Below are 15,861 nucleotides of genomic sequence, written 5' to 3'. Positions count from 1 at the left end.
TAATCCCCCGTCGCCCCCCGGGTGTGGCACACCGTTGGGGGCCCCCCCCCCCGGGGCGGGGCCCCCCCCCCCCCCCCCGGCCCGTTCCCGTTCGTCGACCCGACACGCCGGGCAGGGCCCGTGCGACGAACCGTATGGAGCACTCCAGACGGCGACGCGCCCGGGCCCGTTCCTAGCGTGGCCCCATGTCGTCAGCGAAATGGCCCACCGTCAAAGCCGGGACCGTCGCGGCCGTTTGCGCCGCGACCGTCGCCGTCTCCGCCCTCCCGGCCGCAGCCGCCGGCTTCCCGGGGGACGGCCCCCTGGTGGCCGGCGACGCCCCGGCCACCTCCTCCGCCGCCCGCCTCGACCGCCCCGGCGTCCAGGTGCGCTCCGCACCCGACGTCGACGAACCTCCCGATGTCTCCGCCCTGTCCTGGATGGTCACCGACGCCGACGACGGCCGGGTGCTGGCCGCCAAGGACGCCCACCGCGAACTGCCGCCCGCCTCCACCCTCAAGACCCTCTTCGCCGTCACCGTGCTGCCGAAATTCGGTCAGGAGACCGTGCACACCGTCTCCGAGGACGACCTGTCGGACATCAGCCCCGGCAGCTCCCTCGTCGGCATCCAGGAAGACCACCGCTACACCGTCGCCGACCTGTGGCGCGGCGTCTTCCTCAGCTCCGGCAGCGACGCGGTGCGCACCCTGGCCGCGATGAACGGCGGCTGGGAGACGACCCTGGACGACATGCGGGCGATGGCCGACCGCCTCGGCGCCCGGGACACCGACGTCGAGTCGGCGGACGGCTACGACACGCCCGGCCAGCACTCGTCCGCGTACGACCTCACGATCTTCGCCAAGGCCGGGCTCACCAACCAGGACTTCGCGCGCTTCGCGAGCACCCAGGAGGCGCAGTTCCCCGAGTCGGGCGGCCCGGACTCGTTCGGCATCCAGAACACCAACCGGCTGCTGGTCGGCTCGCACGGCGTGGAGCCCTACCCCGGCCTCATCGGCGTCAAGAACGGCTACACCTCGCAGGCGGGCAACACCCTCGTCGCCGCCGCCCGCCACGACGGCCGCACCCTCCTCGTCACCGTCATGAACCCGCAGTCCGGCAAGAACAACGCGGTCTACGAGGAGGCCCGCTCGCTCCTGGACTGGGGGTTCGACGCCGCGCCGGACATCGAGCCGGTCGCGATACTGCCCGACCGCGTGGGACCGCAGCCCCCGGCCTCCCCGGAGCCGGACGCCGACCGGCCGGCCTCCCACGAGCCCGCCGCCGACCGCGCCGACCGGCGCCGCGCCACCGACCGGGCGGCCGTGCTGCGCGCCGCCGCGCTGGGCCACGACGCAGGTCAGCCGGACGGCTCCGGACCGGGCGTGTGGTGGTTCCTCGCCACGGGCGCGGTGCTGGTCACCGGCTCCACGGTGGTCGTCCTGCGCCGCCGCCGGAGCTGACCCGCCACCCCGGCCGGGCCCCGTACGGACGTACGACCGGTCGGGGATTCGGTGGACCGTGGGGGCGTTCCGGCAGGGGACCCGTGACGCGACTGCCACGGCGGTGATGACTGCCGGGCAGCACTCGGTGTAGCGTCCCGATCAGCTGTCGTGGTTCCGAAGTGCCGGACGCCCGTGTCCCTCACGGGCGTTCTTTCTGTGCGATACCTCTCCGGACCAGGGCGATCACCTCCGGCTGCCGCACCGCGCGGGAGCCGATACGAGCCCCTTGAACGAAGGAGACGTACATGGCCAGCGGAACCGTGAAGTGGTTCAACTCGGAGAAGGGCTTCGGCTTCATCGCGCAGGACGGCGGCGGCGCCGACGTCTTCGCGCACTACTCGAACATCGACGCCCAGGGCTTCCGTGAGCTCCAGGAGGGCCAGAAGGTGACCTTCGAGGTCACGCAGGGCCAGAAGGGCCCGCAGGCGGAGAAGATCCGCGTCGCGGTCTGATCCCGCCGCGCACGGCGCCCGCCCCGCACGCCCGGGGCGGGCGCCGTCGTGTGTCCGGCTCACGGCTCCCGGTCGTTGAGGATCCGCTGGAAGAGCCGGTGGTCGCGCCAGGCGCCGTCGATGTGCAGATACCGCTCGGCGACGCCGTACGCCGTGAACCCGTTCTTCACCAGCACCCGCTGCGAGGCGGCGTTGGTCAGCAAGGTGCCCGCCTCGATCCGGTGCAGCCGCAGCACCGCGTCGGCGGCGGCGCACACCTGCCGGACGGCGGCGGAGGCGAGGCCCTGTCCCACCCGGGCGGCGTCGATCCAGTAGCCGAGCGATCCGCTGCGCAGCGGCCCGCCGACGATGCCGGTCAGCGTGGCCGCGCCGACGACCTCCCCGTCATCGGCCATCAGCAGCCACGGCAGCGCCCGCCCCGCGTCCTGTTCGGCGACCAGCTCCCGCAGCCGGTCGCGCTGCCCGTCCGCCGTGTGGTGGGCCGCGTCGCGGCGCGGCTCGAAGGGCGCCAGGTGCTGCCGGTTGCGCCGCAGCGCACGGGCCAGCGCGGCGGCGTCGGCGACGGTGGCGGGACGGATCAGAACGTCGGGGGCCAAGGCGGCGGACAGCGTCGTCATCGGCTCAGAATAAGCGGCCCACCTGCACCGATGGGGATAACTCGACCCATTGTCGTACGGGCGTGCGAGGATGGCGCGCATGGGGATCTTCAGCAGGCGCGGCGGCAGTGAACCGCCGCCGGTCCACGGGCCGTTCCGCTTCGTCGTCGAGGAGGTCTTCGTCGTGCCCGTGCGCGGGGTGGTGTTCACCGGCCATGTGCTGTCCGGCGCGATATGCAGCGGGCAGCGGGCACGGCTGCCGCTGCCCGCGGGGGTGCGTGCGGTGACGGTCAAGACCATCGAGGTCCGCCGCCGCAGGCGCGGCCGTGCCGCCGAGGGTGAGGAGGCCGCGCTCCACCTCGCCGGGGTCACCGCCGCCGACCTCCCGCGCGACCTCGCCGCGGGCGGCGCCGTGCTGGACACCCGGCCGCTGCGGGGGCTGGAGATCACCGAGGGGTGAGGCCCGGGGCTGTCCGGGACCGAGGCCTGGGCCCGGCCTTGTCCCGACGCCCGGGCCTGATCTGTCCGGAGGCCCGGGCCCGGCCTTGTCCCGAGGCCTGGGCCCTTCCTGTTCGAGGCCCCGGCCCGGCCGGTCCCGAGGCCCGGACAGGCCTCTGGACAGGCCTCTCCCGGACAGGCCGGTGCCGGACCTCGAACAGGCCGGTGGCCCCGTCCGGCCGCGCCGGGGGCGCGACCGCGCGGAGCCACGGAAGGGGCGGGCCGGGCGGGCCGCGGTGGCGGGCGCGGACCGGAGCGTCAGGACGGCCGGCTCTACTGCTGGCCCTTGTCGCCTCCGCCGAACTCGCCCTTCAGGCGGTCCTGGGCCTTGTCGACCTGGCCGCTGTACTTGCCCTGGGTCTTCTCGTCGACGTAGTCACCGGCCTTGTCGACGCCCTTGCCGGCCTGTTCCTCGTGGCCCTTGAGCAGGGACTTGAGCTTGTCGAGCATGGACATGGGTGATCCTCCCTCACGACGATCCCCGTCGGCTCCAGCATCGCGCCCGTCCCGGCACCCCGCATCCCCGCAGCCCGCGGCGCCCGTCCGCGGGGCCGTCACCCGGCCGGGCCACGGATACGGCCTGGGCGGCGCAGCGACGGCCCGTCCGGCGGGCGGGCCGCCCGGGCCCGGCCCAGAATGCACCGGTGACCGATGAACACCGCACGCCCGACGGGCCCGCGCCCCGCCGCATCAGCCGCGACGAGGAACGACGGCGGGCCCGGTCCGCGCTGGCCGGCCGGGCCCGGGACGCGGGGGAGCTGTCCCTGCTGCTGGACATGCTCGACCTCGACCCGGGCCACGACGGCTACCCCGAGGAGGACGAGCCCGCCGCGCCCCCGGACGACGGCCTCCCGCCGTGACGCGGTGCGGCCGTCACGGCGTGCGGCCACCGCGCCCGGACGCCCGCCGCCGGCGTCCCCGTACGCTCATCCCTGCTCCGCCGCCCGCGTCAGCCGCAGCGTGACCAGCTGGAACGGCCGCAGCGCCAGCCGCACCGCGGCGCCGTCCCGAACGAGGCGCGGGCCGTCGGCCACCGGGCGCTCCAACAGATCGGTGACGACCACACCCGACGGCACGAACGACGGGGTGAGCGTCGCGGTGGTGCGCCCGCCGTGCGCCTCGTGCAGCCGCACCACCACATCGCCGCTGCCGTCGTCCGCGAGCTTCACCGCCGTCACCACCACCGCCTCCTCGGCGACGGAGACCAGCGGTGCGACCGGGCCCGCGCCCGTCACCCGCCGCTCCGGCAGATTGATGCGGTGCCCCTCGCGCACCGCGTCGCCGATGTCCGCACCGGGCACCAGCGCGTACCCGAAGCGGTGCACGCCGTGTTCGGTCTCCGGGTCCGGGAAGCGCGGGGCGCGCAGCAGGGAGAGCCGCACCGTCGTCGTGGTGCCCGCCTCGCCCGGAGTCTCCCGCACGGTGCGGGTCACGTCGTGCCCGTACGTCGCGTCGTTCACCAGCGCCACGCCCCAGCCCGGCTCCGCGAGATGGACGAAGCGGTGCGCGCACGCCTCGAACTTCGCCGCGTCCCAGCTGGTGTTGGTGTGCGTGGGCCGGTACAGATGCCCGAACTGGGTCTCCGCCGCGTACCGGTCGGCGTGCAGATCCAGCGGGAAGGCGGCCTTGAGGAACTTCTCCGTCTCGTGCCAGTCGACCTCCGCCGCCAGATCGACCCGGCCCGCGCCCCGGGCGAGCGTCACCGTCTGCACCACCCGGGAGGCGCCGAAGCGGCGAGTGACCCGCACCGTCGCCGCCTCGCCGGACGCCGCCGCGAGTGTCACCTCGTCCGCACCGGTCAGCTCGGTGACGGTGTTCCGGTAGAACGCGTCCACGTCCCACGCGTCCCACTGGTTCGGGAAGTCCGGGTGCAGCTGGAGCAGATTGGCGGCGCCGCCCGGCGCCACGCACTCCCGGTCCGCCACCAGGTCGTACACCGACACCAGCAGCCCCCGCCCGTCCACCTCGGCCCGCAGCACGCCGTTGACCAGCACGAACCCGCCGCCCTCGCGCGGGCGTGCGACCACCGGCCCGCCCTCGGACACCGCGGGGGCCAGCCCGCCGGCGGCGACCTGGGCGCGGGCGTGCGGCGCCGCGTTCGCCGTCAGTTCCCGCTCGCCGTCACCGGCCAGCGCCGCCAGCGCGCCCGCGACGATCTCCTCCAGCTCCGCCGCGACCGCCGCATACGTCCGCGCCGCCTCCCGGTGCACCCAGGCGATCGACGAGCCCGGCAGGATGTCGTGGAACTGGTGCAGCAGCACCGTCTTCCACAGCCGGTCCAGCGCCGCGTACGGATACGGATGACCGGCCGTCACCGCGGCGGTCGCCGACCACAGTTCCGCCTCCCGCAGCAGCTGCTCGCTGCGGCGGTTGCCGCGCTTGGTGCGCGCCTGGCTGGTCAGCGTCCCGCGGTGCAGCTCCAGATACAGCTCGCCCACCCAGACCGGCGCCTGAGGACACTCCGCCTCCGCCGCCGCGAAGAAGTCCGCCGGTTTCTCCCACACCACCACCGGCGAGCCGTCCAGATCCCGCACCCGCCGCGCCTTGGCGACCATCTCCCGGGTGGTGCCGCCCCCGCCGTCCCCCCATCCGGTCGGCGCCAGCGACCGCCGCGCCACCCCCTTCTCCTTGAAGTTCCGCGCCGCATGCGCGAGCTGCGCCCCGGACATCTCGCAGTTGTACGTGTCGACCGGCGGGAAGTGCGTGAAGATCCGGGTGCCGTCGATGCCCTCCCAGCGGAAGGTGTGGTGCGGGAAGGAGTTCACCCGGCTCCAGGAGATCTTCTGCGTCAGCAGCCACCGGGCGCCCGCCGCCTTGATGATTTGCGGCAGCCCCGCGGCGAACCCGAACGTGTCCGGCAGCCACACCTCATCGTTCTCGACGCCGAACTCCTCCAGGAAGAACCGCCGCCCGTGCACGAACTGCCGCGCCATCGCCTCCGACCCGGGCATGTTGGTGTCCGACTCCACCCACATCCCGCCCGCCGGGACGAACCGGCCCGCCGCCACCGCCTCCTTCACCTTCGCGTACACCGCGGGCCGGTGCTCCTTCAGCCAGGCGAACTGCTGCGCCTGGCTCATCGCGAACACGAACTCCGGCTCGTCCGCCAGCAGCGCCGTCATGTTCGACGCGGTACGCGCCACCTTCCGTACCGTCTCGCGCAGCGGCCACAGCCACGCCGAGTCGATGTGCGCATGCCCCACCGCGCTGATCCGGTGCGCCGACGCACCCGCCGGCGCCGCCAGCACCTCCCGCAGCCGCTCCCGCGCCGCCGGTGCCGTGGCGCCCACGTCCTGGAGGTCCACCGCGTCCAGCGCCCGGCCGACCGCCCGTAGGATCTCCCAGCGCCGCGGCGCCTCCACGGGCAGCTCCGCCATCAGCTCACCCAGCACCTCCAGGTCCAGGATCAGCTCCCACACCGCCCGGTCGAACACCGCCAGATCCATCCGCGCCAACCGGTACAGCGGCGCGTCGCCCGCGGTCCGCGGATCGCCCAGCGGCGTCGGGCGGAACGGCGGATCGCCCATGATCACCGGGTTCGACGCCGCCTCCAGATGCCACTCGACGCGCTCGCCGCCGCGCACCGGGGAGCCGACCCGCACCCACTGGTTGCGCGGACTCAGTCCCTTGACGGGCGTGCCGTCGGGCAGGTGGACCAGCGCCTCGCACTGGAACCCCGGCTGCCGCTCGTCGAACCCGAGGTCGAGCACCGCCTCCACGGTCCGCCCCGCCCACTCCCGGGGCACCTCACCGGTCACCTTGAACCACGTCGTCCCCCAGGGCGCGCCCCAGGCGTCCCCGACGGCCACGGGGGAGTGCGGCGCCGCGATCCCCTCCGCCACCGGAACCGGCTCACCCGGCGCGACCCAGGCGGAGACCTCCAGCGGCACGGACGCGGGATACAGCGCGGGCCGGATGCGTTCGTCGAGCACCCGGGCGAGACGGGCTTCGGTCAGGGCGCGGTCGTCGTGCATGCGGTGTGCTCCTAACGTCGAAAGGCGCGCGATGAGAGAGGCGAGCGGCGGGGGCGACCGTGGTCAGCCGGGGTGCCGGGCCGCGGCGCCGCCCGCCACCTCGTCGGGTGTCACCAGCTCCGTGATGCCGCGGGCCGCCAGCCGGTCCGCGTCGCCGGTGTGCTCCTCCAGCACCAGCGCGGGCCGGACCCCGTCGGCCGCGAGCTCGGCCCACGCCTCGAAGACCGGCCCGCCCGGGGCGCACACCGACCGGCGCGGCGCCGCCTCCGGATCGCCGGCGTCGACGACGAGCGCGGTGGTGCGCGGCGCGGGGCGGGGCGGCCGGGCGCGGCAGGCCGCGGCCCGCTCGGCGAGGGCCCGCGCCGCCGGTTTCGCCGCCCCGCCGGTGGTGAACAGCCCCAGCCCGTACTCCAGCTCCGGGAAGTCCGCCAGCGCCCGGTCCACGTCGTGCGAGCACCACCACGTCACGCCCCACACGTCCGCGCAGTCCAGCGCCGCGTCCACGGTGGCGGCGGTGAAGCGGGCGACGCCGTCCGGCGGGATGTGCGGCGCCGGGGCGCCCACCTCCTGGAGCCACACCGGGCGGCGCGGATCGTCGGCCCACGCCTTCGACAGCTCGATCAGATACGCGGCGTGCTGCTCCGTGGCGATGCCGGTGGCGCCGTGGCGCTGCGCCGTCCCGTTGAACACCCAGGAGTGCACCGCCGTCACCGCGCCCAGCCGGGCGGCGTGCGCGGGCGTGAAGGGGTGCCCGTCCCGGTACCAGGCCGCGTCGTAGGCGGCGTGCAGATGCAGCCGCCCCGGCGCCCCGCGCTCGCAGGCCGCCAGCATCGACTCCAGCCACGCCCCGGCCCGCGCCGCGTCGATCCGGTCCGGATCGGGGTGCGGACCGTCCGCGAACTGGTTGAACTCGTTGCCGACCGTCATCCCGAGGAACGCGGGCCGGTCGGCGAGGGCCGCGGCCAGCGTCCGCAGGTACTCCTGCTGTCCCGCGAGCACCTCCGGATCGGTGAACAGGCTCCGGCGGTGCCAGGTCCGGGTCCAGGCGGGCAGGAAGTCGAAGCTCGACAGATGCCCCTGGAGGCCGTCGACGGCGACGTCGAGGCCGCGCTCGGCGGCCGCGTCCGCCAGCTCCACCAGCTGCTCGACGGCGCGCGGCCGGATCAGCGTCCGGTTGGGCTGGAACAGCGGCCACAGCGGGAAGACGCGCACGTGGTCGAGGCCGAGCCCGGCGACGGCGTCCAGATCGGCGCGCACCGCGTCCGGGTCGAAGTCGAGCCAGTGGTGGAACCACCCCTGCGACGGCGTGTAGTTGACGCCGAAGCGCGGCGGGCGGCGATCGGATTCCTGCTCGGGCATCACGGCTCCTGCGGGTCGGACGAACCGGCGGACACGGCCGGACCGGGCCCGGACGCCGCATCCCATGCCCGCACCCTCGCCCGTAACACCGACGGGGAAACCCCGGGACGCGACGAAGGCCGGGAGTGGCGCCCCACGGCGCCGGCGGCCGGCGGAGGACGGCTCCCCGCACGCCGAACGGCCGGTCCCCGGCGCCGCATCGGGCACCGGCGACCGGCCGCCGTGAGGACCGGGCGGGTGTCAGCCGTTGGCGAGCGCCTGCAGACGGCTGACCGAGCCGTTGAAGCGGTTGCGGTCGCCGACCGTCTGCCCGCTGGAGGTGTACTGCCAGATGGTGTGGAATTTCCAGCCCGCCGGCAGCTCGCCCACGGACGAGCCGTACCGCGGCACCCACAGCGGGTTGCTCTTCCCGAACTTCTTGGAGTTGCCGGTGCACTGCTTCCACCAGTTGGTGGAGGTGTAGATGACGGCGTCCCGCTTGGTCTCGGCGCGGTACGTCTGCACGAAGTCCGCGATCCAGTCGATCATCGCGGCCTGGGTCTTGCCGTAGCAGGTCGACCCGTAGGGGTTGTACTCCATGTCCAGCGCGCCGGGCAGCGTCTTGCCGTCCTTCGACCAGGCGCCGCCCTCCTTCGCGAAGTACTTCGCCTGGGAGGCGCCGCTGGAGTGGTCCGGCAGCGCGAAGTGGTACGCGCCGTGGATGATCCCCGCATCGTACGACCCCTTGTACTGCTGGGTGAAGTACGGGTTCTTGTAGGTGGTGCCCTCGGTCGCCTTGACGTACGCGAAGCGCACCCCGCTCTGCCGCAGCGCGGGCCAGCCGACGTTGCCGTTGTGGCTGGAGACGTCGACGCCGTTGACCGACGCGGCCGAGGAGGACTCCGTCGTCTCCGTGTCGTCCGTGTCCTTGCCGCCGGCCCGCTCACCTCCCTCGTGGGCGGCGATGGTGGAGCCCATCCAGTCCTGCTCGGGGTGGGCGGGCTCCTGGCCGTTCCCGGTAGCGGCGACCGCGGCGGTGGGCAGGGCGAGCGGCAGGGCGAGCGCGGTGAGGACGATGAGGGTTCCGGCCGTGACGGGGAACGCACGGCGGACGGGACCGGAACTGCGCAAGGGCATCGAGTGCCTCCGAAAGCCATCGGTGAGGTCGTGTTCGGCAAGGTGTGGCACATATCTGCCGATAAAAAGACGTATACGCTAATCCGTACGCGCCGAAGACCCGATGGCCCATCAGTCCGCCATTCAGCCGGTGGTTCTCACCCGTCCGGCCGCGTCTGACGGCGCGTCGCCGGACTTCGGCCGCCCTGATGTGCAAACGCCGCAGCGGGCCCCGGTGTACGGGACCCGCTGCGGGTTGCGGACGAGGCGCACGCGCCAGTCGCCCCGGTCCGCGGTCTCGGTGTGCGCGATCCGGCGGCAGCGGATCGCGCCCGTCAGCGCGGTGTCACTCCGTGTCAGTAGGCGGAGTTGACGTTGTCGATGGAGCCGTAGCGGTGGGCGGCGTAGTTGGCTGCGGCGGTGATGTTGGCGACGGGGTCGGTGAGCTTATGGGGGGTGCCCTTGACGTGGTAGGTGTCGAAGGTGGGCTGGATGACCTGGAGGAGGCCCTTGGAGGGGATGCCGTTGATGGCGTTGATGTCCCAGTCGTTGACGGCGTTGGGGTTGCCGGAGGACTCGCGCATGATGTTGCGGTGGAGGCCTTCGTAGGAGCCGGGTATGCCCTTGTCCTTCATGATGTCGAGGGACTGGCGGATCCAGCCGTCCAGGTTGTTCGCGTACGACTTCGGCGCGGCCTTGGGCGCGGCCTTCGGGGCGAGCGACGCGCGCTCCATGGAGCGGTTCGCGGCCTCGTGGGCGGCCCGGTCCTGCTTCGCCACCGCGGTGACCTTCAGGCCGTCGGCCACCGACGCGGAGACGTGCGCGGGCTCGGCCTCGGCGGTCGTCGCCTCGCCGGTCACCATCTTGGGCAGACCGTTGGCGCTCACCGGCTTCACCGTGGCCGGCGCGTGCGCGGCGGCGGGCTGGGCGTTGCCCGGGGTCGCGGTGGCGGTCAGGGCGCCGGTCGCGCCCGCGGCGGCGAGCACGGCGACGGCGACCTTCTGGGTGCGGGTGATGCGGGCGTTGCGGAGCAGGGCGAAACGGGACATGCGGTGGTGACCTCTTCCGGATGCGGGACGCGGGGGAGCGGCCGGTGGCGGCGCGTGGAACCGAGGCTCAGGCCGCGCTCGCTCACCTGGCGGGAGGAGTCCGTCGGCACGTTCTCGGTGCTTACGGGATTCATGGTTAGCGCCGTCCCGCACCGGTGGCAATGATGTGACGTACTACCCCTCGTAGTGAGATGAGGCGAAATGTCCGATGTTGCGGGCTTTTTGTCTGGTGTCCTCGGGGGTGTGGTGGCACTACCGGGCCTCGTAGGTGACGTGCGTCCTGTGCCCGGCATCACCCGGCGCCCCCTTCCGGGAGGCCTTGCGTGTTGCCCGGGTCACGCCGGACGCGGGCCCGGATCCGGGAGTGCCGTGCACCCCGGTGTCCCGCGTCGCGGCCGTACGGGGCGCCCGTTGCGGCACAGTCCGTGGGCCGTTCGCCGCAGTGCCCGGACTGTCGCGGTGACGGGGGCGCGCGGCTCGCGGAGGCTGGGTCCGTCCGAGCCCTCGCACCGTAAGGAAGCGTTCATGTTCCGACGTCTGACCGTCCTGCTCGCCGCTCTCTGCACCGCGGGCGCCCTGGCCGCCGGTCCGGCCATCGCGGCACCCGCCGACGACCACGACACGCCCAAGGGGAACGCCGGACCGGCCGTCGCGGCGCCCGCCGGCGACCAGGACACGCCCAAGGGGAATGAGACGCCCGCCGACGACCACGACCTGACGCCCAAGGAGAAGGCCGGTCTGGACGTCGTCGGCAAACTCCTCGGCGGCCTCCTCGGCCTCGGGTCGCTGGGTGGCGGCGCCCTGTAGGTGTCCGCACACGACGGCGAGGGCCCTGTCCGCGGGAAGCGGACGGGGCCCTCGTCGGTGCTCACGGCCGGCCGGTGGCCGGTGGTGCGGTGTCGTCGCCGTCAGGGTGACGGTCGTCATGTCCCACCTCAGTAGGCGGAGTTGACGTTGTCGATGGAGCCGTAGCGGTGGGCGGCGTAGTTGGCTGCGGCGGTGATGTTGGCGACGGGGTCGGTGAGCTTATGGGGGGTGCCCTTGACGTGGTAGGTGTCGAAGGTGGGCTGGATGACCTGGAGGAGGCCCTTGGAGGGGATGCCGTTGATGGCGTTGATGTCCCAGTCGTTGACGGCGTTGGGGTTGCCGGAGGACTCGCGCATGATGTTGCGGTGGAGGCCTTCGTAGGAGCCGGGTATGCCCTTGTCCTTCATGATGTCGAGGGACTGGCGGATCCAGCCGTCCAGGTTGTTCGCGTACTTCGGGGCCTGGCGCTCGGCGGAGCGGTTGGCGGCCTGCTTGGCTGCGTGACCCTGCTTCTCGACGGCGGTGACCTTGAGGTGGCCCGCGGCGGACACCGTGGCGGAGGCGGCCTCGGCGCTCTTGGCGGCGCCGGTCTGGGGCAGGCCGTTGGCGCTCACGGGCTTGACCGCGGCCGGGGCGTGCGCGGAGGTGGCGGGCGCCGCCTGGCTCGGGGCGGCCGTCACGGCGAGGGCGGTGGTGGCACCGGCGGCGGCCAGCACGGCGGTGGCGACCTTCTGGGTGCGGGTGATGCGGGCGTTGCGGAGCAGGGCGAAACGGGACATGCGGTGGTGACCTCTTCTCAGGGGCTGGTGCGGACTGCGGCCTTCGGCGGCGCGGGGGACCGAGGGTCAGGCCGCGCTCACTCACCAGGGCGAGGAGTTCATCGGCGCGTTCTCGGCGCTTACCGGATTCATGGTTAGCGCGGCCCGGCAGCGGTGGCAATGATGTGACATACTACCCCTCGTAGTGAGATGAGGTGAAACGTCCGAAATTACCCCTGTTTTCCCTTGTCGGGACCGGCCCCGGCACGACTAAGCGCCCTCGTACGTGACGTACGCCCTGTGCCTGTCCTCACTCCGCGGCGGCCGGAAAGCGGGGCGCGAGGTGGCGCGGAGAGGTGCCGAAGTGGCCCGCGCCACAAGGGGGAAGGCGGCGGCGCGGATCAGGCGGCCGGGCCCGGCGCCGCCAGCCGCAGCACCGCGTCCAGCCCGCGGACGCCGCCCGGCGCCGCACCGCTCGGCAGCACATAGGAACGCAGCCCGGCGAGGGCGCCGCCGCCGTCCTTGGCGGGGTGGTCGCCGACCATCAGCGCCTGCGCGGGAGCCAGCCCGAGCAGCTCGCAGGCGTGGCGGAAGAGGACCGGATCGGGCTTCTCGGTGCGGTGCTCGAAGGAGTGCACCCAGGCCCCGACGTACTCCGCGAGCCCGTGGTGGGCGAAGGTCGGCCGCAGATCCCAGCCCACATCGCTCACCACGCCGACCGCGATCCCGCGCTCGGCCAGCGCCGCGAGGGTCCGCGCGCTGTCCGCGTACGGCAGCCAGTGCTCCGGCGTCCGCAGCTGCTCGTACAGCGCCTGCGCATACGGCGCGAGCGCGGGCACCGAGGCGTACCAGGTGGTGAAGGCGTGCCGGTGGGCCCGGGCGGAGGTGTCGCGGGCGTGCTGCGCGGCACGCACCGCGGGGTCGGTCAGCCCCGTCGCCAGGGCGGTCAGCCAGGCGTCCACCGTGGCGTCGTCGACGGCGTACGGGACGGCCGCCCGGATGCGGTCGGCGTACGGCGCGATCTGGAAGAGCGTCCCGGAGAAGTCGAAGAGGACCCCGGCCACCGGCGCCGGCGGCCGCGCCGCCACGGCGCGGATCGGGCCTTCGGGTCCGTACTCCGGGAGAGCGGTCATGGACCCTTCCTACCGGGTACGCGGCCGGCGGCGGGCGCGTTTCGCCGCATCCGCCGCCGGCCGCGTACCGGGACCGCCGTGCGGCCCCGGCTCAGACGTACGCCGGTGCGCCGTCCGTCGGCTCGTCGTCGCGGGCGACCGGCGCCAGTGCCGGCGCCGAGGAGAGCGGGCGGTCGGTGAAGAAGCGGGCGGCGAGGTCGGCGACGGCCTGGGGGCGCTCCAGGACGACCCAGTGGTCGGCGTCCGGGATCACCAGGAAGCGGCTGCCGTCCAGGGTGGCGGCGAAACGCCGCTGGTGGGCCGGGGAAGTCACGGTGTCGTGGGCACCGCTGAACACCAGCGTCGGCACACCGCGGAGCCCGCCGGAGAAGTCCGGGCGGTCGGTCACCGCCCGGACCAGCGAGTCCAGCGCGTGCGGGGAGGTGCGGGCCGCATGCAGCATCGACCGCCGCACATAGCGGTAGGCCAGCCGCCGCCGTGTGACGTATCGCCCCTCGTCGAGGCAGAGCAGCCCGTCCGTGGCGAGCGTCGCGAAGGTCTCCACCGCGCCCCGCCGCAGCTCCTCGGCGGCCCGCTCCCAATGGGCGCACTGCTCGTCGCTGATGTGCGACGGGACCCCGCCCAGCGCCAGCCGTGCGATACGGGCGGGAAAGCGCCGGGCGCAGCCGAAGGCGAGGCCGGCGCCGTAGGAGAAGCCGAAGAGGTTGATCCGCGCCAACCCCAGATCGTCGAGGACGTGCTCGATCGCCCGGCACAGCAGCTCGGTGCTCGGGCCCGGCGGCAGCGGTTCGGCGGTGCCCATGCCGGGCAGATCGGCGGTGATCATGTCGGCCACCGGCTTGAACCGCTCCTCCATCTGCGGCCACCCGAACATGCCCTGCAGGGCGCCGCCGAGCACCATGACGGGTTCGGTGACCCCGTCCGGATGGTGCAGCAGCCGGTAGGCGTAGGACACCCCGCCCACGGACAGGGAGCGGATCGTTTCCTCGGACATGACGGTTCCTTCTGTGGAGATCCGCGGGGGCGGCGCGCGTCAGGCGCGGGTCAGGATGAGTGCGGCGTTGTGGCCGCCGAAGCCGAGCGACGTCTTGGCCGCCCAGTCGAAGGGCGCGGGCCGGGCCGCGCCGCGCACGATCTCCAGGGGGATCCGGGGATCGGGCGTGTCCAGATTGGCGGTCGGCGGGACCAGCTGGGACTCCAGCGCGAGGACGGTGAGCGCGGTCTCGATGCCGCCCGCCGCCCCCAGGGTGTGCCCGGTCATCGCCTTGGTGGAGGTGACCAGCGCGTCCTCGCCCAGGACCCGGTGGAGCACCGCCGCCTCGATCCGGTCGTTGACGACGGTGGAGGTGCCGTGCGCGTTGACGTGCCCGATGTCGCGCGGGCCGATTCCGGCGTCCGCGAGCGCGGTGCGCAGCGCACGCTCGATGCCGCGGCCCTCCGGATCCGGGGCGACCGCCGCGTAGGCGTCGCTGGACGCGCCGTACCCGGCGATGCGGGCGCGGACCGTCGCGCCGCGGGCCCGGGCGTGCTCGGGGTGCTCCAGGACGAGGAGTCCGGCGCCCTCGCCGATCACGAAGCCGTCCCGGTCGGCGTCGAACGGGCGGCAGGCGGCCGCCGGGTCGTCGCGGCGGGTGGAGACGGCCTTCATCTGGCAGGCGCTGGCGATCAGCAGCCGGGCGCAGACCGATTCGGCGCCGCCCGCGACGGCGATGTCGCAGGCGCCCGAGCGCAGCAGCTGATGCGCGGTGCCCAGCGCGACGGTGCCCGAGGAGCAGGCGGTGGCGACGCCCAGGCTGGGGCCCTGCGCGCCGAGGTCCATCGCGACGCTGCTGGCCGCGCTGTTGACGACGGCGAGCGGCGCGAGCTTGGGGGAGACCCGGCGGGCGCCGCGCTCCAGCAGCGTGGTGTGCTGCTCGTCGTAGAACGGCAGCCCGCCGTGGGCCGAGCCGATGACGACGGCGACGCGGGCGCCGTCCCAGGTCCCGGTGTCGAGACCGGCGTCGGCCGTCGCCTCCCGGGCGGCGATCACCGCGAGCTGCGCGAAGCGGTCCATCAGCCGCTGGGTGGCGACGCCCAGCACCTCGGTGGTGTCCAGGTCGTCGACGCCGTAGGTGAAGTCGCAGGGCAGATCGGTGAGTTCGGGGCGGTGGCGGACGCCGGCGGGGGTGGTCTCGCCGGTGACGGTGTGCCAGGTGGCCTTGGCTCCGACACCAGCGGCGGTGACCAGCCCCACGCCCGTCACGGCCGCGGCGAACGGCGTGCGGGCCGTCACGCGGCGACTTTGCCGTCGACGGCCGCCACCAGCGCTCCCACGGTGTCCCGGGAGGTGAGCGCGACCTCGTCGAGGTCGACGTCGAGCCGGTCCTCGATGAGCAGCCGCAGCTCCTCCAGGGCGAGCGAGTCCATCTGCAGCTGCTGCAGCAAGGTCTCGTCGCTGACGGCGACCGGATCGACCCCGAATCGCTGGACCAGCAGGGTGTTGACGACTTCTGCCGCGTTCACGTGGCACTCCTCCGCTTTCTTAGGCGCTGTTGCCAACCGCGTCCTGGCGGGGCCCGCCGGCGGCTCCGGCTGGTTCGGCGGCACCCTTTATACGTCTTCGCCCGGAAGACTCCCCAATGGCGTTCGCTCGATGGGGTGAGGGGCTACGCAGGGGGCG

General features: G+C 73.8%; 16 protein-coding genes. 5 read left to right on the top strand and 11 right to left on the bottom strand.

Annotated features, from left to right (window positions below):
* Nucleotides 1-185: 185 nt before the first annotated feature.
* Both ABT345_RS31490 and ABT345_RS31485 read left to right on the top strand, forming a co-directional pair.
* Nucleotides 186-1,439 (top strand): D-alanyl-D-alanine carboxypeptidase family protein, encoded by a 1,254-nt coding sequence (locus tag ABT345_RS31490; protein WP_345081074.1) that lies wholly within the window; start codon nucleotides 186-188, stop codon nucleotides 1,437-1,439.
* A gap of 287 nt (nucleotides 1,440-1,726) precedes the next feature.
* Complete coding sequence (locus tag ABT345_RS31485; protein ID WP_345081070.1) at nucleotides 1,727-1,933, top strand: cold-shock protein; 207 nt, start codon at nucleotides 1,727-1,729, stop codon at nucleotides 1,931-1,933.
* A 59-nt stretch (nucleotides 1,934-1,992) separates the two neighbouring features.
* Here the strand turns inward: ABT345_RS31485 and ABT345_RS31480 are convergent, their stop codons facing one another.
* A complete protein-coding gene (locus ABT345_RS31480) occupies nucleotides 1,993-2,550 on the bottom strand; it encodes a GNAT family N-acetyltransferase (RefSeq protein WP_345081067.1) in 558 nt (185 codons plus the stop codon).
* Nucleotides 2,551-2,629: 79 nt separating this feature from the next.
* On the opposite strand from ABT345_RS31480, the gene ABT345_RS31475 reads away from it, so the two are divergent.
* Nucleotides 2,630-2,989 (top strand): hypothetical protein, encoded by a 360-nt coding sequence (locus ABT345_RS31475; protein WP_345081064.1) that lies wholly within the window; start codon nucleotides 2,630-2,632, stop codon nucleotides 2,987-2,989.
* A gap of 311 nt (nucleotides 2,990-3,300) precedes the next feature.
* Here ABT345_RS31475 and ABT345_RS31470 read toward each other — a convergent pair whose 3' ends face one another.
* Nucleotides 3,301-3,483, bottom strand: coding sequence for an antitoxin (locus ABT345_RS31470; RefSeq protein WP_345081061.1), 183 nt, complete (start codon nucleotides 3,481-3,483; stop codon nucleotides 3,301-3,303).
* Between the two features lie 188 nt (nucleotides 3,484-3,671).
* On the opposite strand from ABT345_RS31470, the gene ABT345_RS31465 reads away from it, so the two are divergent.
* Nucleotides 3,672-3,887, top strand: a complete 216-nt coding sequence (locus ABT345_RS31465; protein WP_345081058.1) for a hypothetical protein — start codon at nucleotides 3,672-3,674, stop codon at nucleotides 3,885-3,887.
* Nucleotides 3,888-3,953: 66 nt separating this feature from the next.
* On the opposite strand, the gene ABT345_RS31460 is transcribed toward ABT345_RS31465, so the two are convergent.
* The 4 genes from ABT345_RS31460 to ABT345_RS31445 all read right to left on the bottom strand — a co-directional run bounded on the left by ABT345_RS31460 (nucleotide 3,954) and on the right by ABT345_RS31445 (nucleotide 10,504).
* Nucleotides 3,954-7,001 (bottom strand): alpha-mannosidase, encoded by a 3,048-nt coding sequence (locus tag ABT345_RS31460; protein WP_345081055.1) that lies wholly within the window; start codon nucleotides 6,999-7,001, stop codon nucleotides 3,954-3,956.
* Nucleotides 7,002-7,064: 63 nt separating this feature from the next.
* Nucleotides 7,065-8,360 carry a glycoside hydrolase 5 family protein gene (locus tag ABT345_RS31455; protein ID WP_345081052.1) on the bottom strand — a complete coding sequence of 432 codons (1,296 nt, stop codon included), beginning with the start codon at nucleotides 8,358-8,360 and terminating at the stop codon, nucleotides 7,065-7,067.
* 240 nt (nucleotides 8,361-8,600) lie between these two features.
* Nucleotides 8,601-9,476: a lysozyme gene (locus tag ABT345_RS31450; RefSeq protein ID WP_345081049.1), complete on the bottom strand. Its 876-nt coding sequence runs from the start codon at nucleotides 9,474-9,476 to the stop codon at nucleotides 8,601-8,603.
* 335 nt (nucleotides 9,477-9,811) lie between these two features.
* A complete protein-coding gene (locus tag ABT345_RS31445; protein ID WP_351324011.1) occupies nucleotides 9,812-10,504 on the bottom strand; it encodes a transglycosylase SLT domain-containing protein in 693 nt (230 codons plus the stop codon).
* Between the two features lie 525 nt (nucleotides 10,505-11,029).
* On the opposite strand from ABT345_RS31445, the gene ABT345_RS31440 reads away from it, so the two are divergent.
* A complete protein-coding gene (locus ABT345_RS31440; RefSeq protein WP_351324008.1) occupies nucleotides 11,030-11,311 on the top strand; it encodes a hypothetical protein in 282 nt (93 codons plus the stop codon).
* A 128-nt stretch (nucleotides 11,312-11,439) separates the two neighbouring features.
* Here the strand turns inward: ABT345_RS31440 and ABT345_RS31435 are convergent, their stop codons facing one another.
* From ABT345_RS31435 to ABT345_RS31415, 5 genes are all read right to left on the bottom strand, one after another.
* Nucleotides 11,440-12,090, bottom strand: coding sequence for a transglycosylase SLT domain-containing protein (locus ABT345_RS31435; protein WP_345081046.1), 651 nt, complete (start codon nucleotides 12,088-12,090; stop codon nucleotides 11,440-11,442).
* Nucleotides 12,091-12,470: 380 nt separating this feature from the next.
* The gene (locus ABT345_RS31430; RefSeq protein WP_345081043.1) at nucleotides 12,471-13,202 is read right to left on the bottom strand and encodes an HAD family hydrolase; all 732 of its coding nucleotides are present in this window, start codon (nucleotides 13,200-13,202) and stop codon (nucleotides 12,471-12,473) included.
* 91 nt (nucleotides 13,203-13,293) lie between these two features.
* Entirely contained in the window at nucleotides 13,294-14,196 is a 903-nt protein-coding gene (locus tag ABT345_RS31425) for an alpha/beta fold hydrolase (RefSeq protein ID WP_345081040.1), read from the bottom strand.
* A 39-nt stretch (nucleotides 14,197-14,235) separates the two neighbouring features.
* The gene (locus ABT345_RS31420) at nucleotides 14,236-15,474 is read right to left on the bottom strand and encodes a beta-ketoacyl-[acyl-carrier-protein] synthase family protein (RefSeq protein ID WP_345081037.1); all 1,239 of its coding nucleotides are present in this window, start codon (nucleotides 15,472-15,474) and stop codon (nucleotides 14,236-14,238) included.
* The gene (locus ABT345_RS31415; RefSeq protein WP_345081035.1) at nucleotides 15,471-15,704 is read right to left on the bottom strand and encodes an acyl carrier protein; all 234 of its coding nucleotides are present in this window, start codon (nucleotides 15,702-15,704) and stop codon (nucleotides 15,471-15,473) included. The genes ABT345_RS31420 and ABT345_RS31415 overlap by 4 nt, the downstream gene beginning before the upstream one ends.
* Between the last annotated feature and the right edge of the window lie 157 nt (nucleotides 15,705-15,861).

Source organism: Streptomyces sp. NPDC000404 (genome assembly GCF_040300365.1).
GTDB lineage: Bacteria > Actinomycetota > Actinomycetes > Streptomycetales > Streptomycetaceae > Streptomyces > Streptomyces ramulosus.
This window is presented reverse-complemented; position numbering and strand designations above follow the sequence as displayed.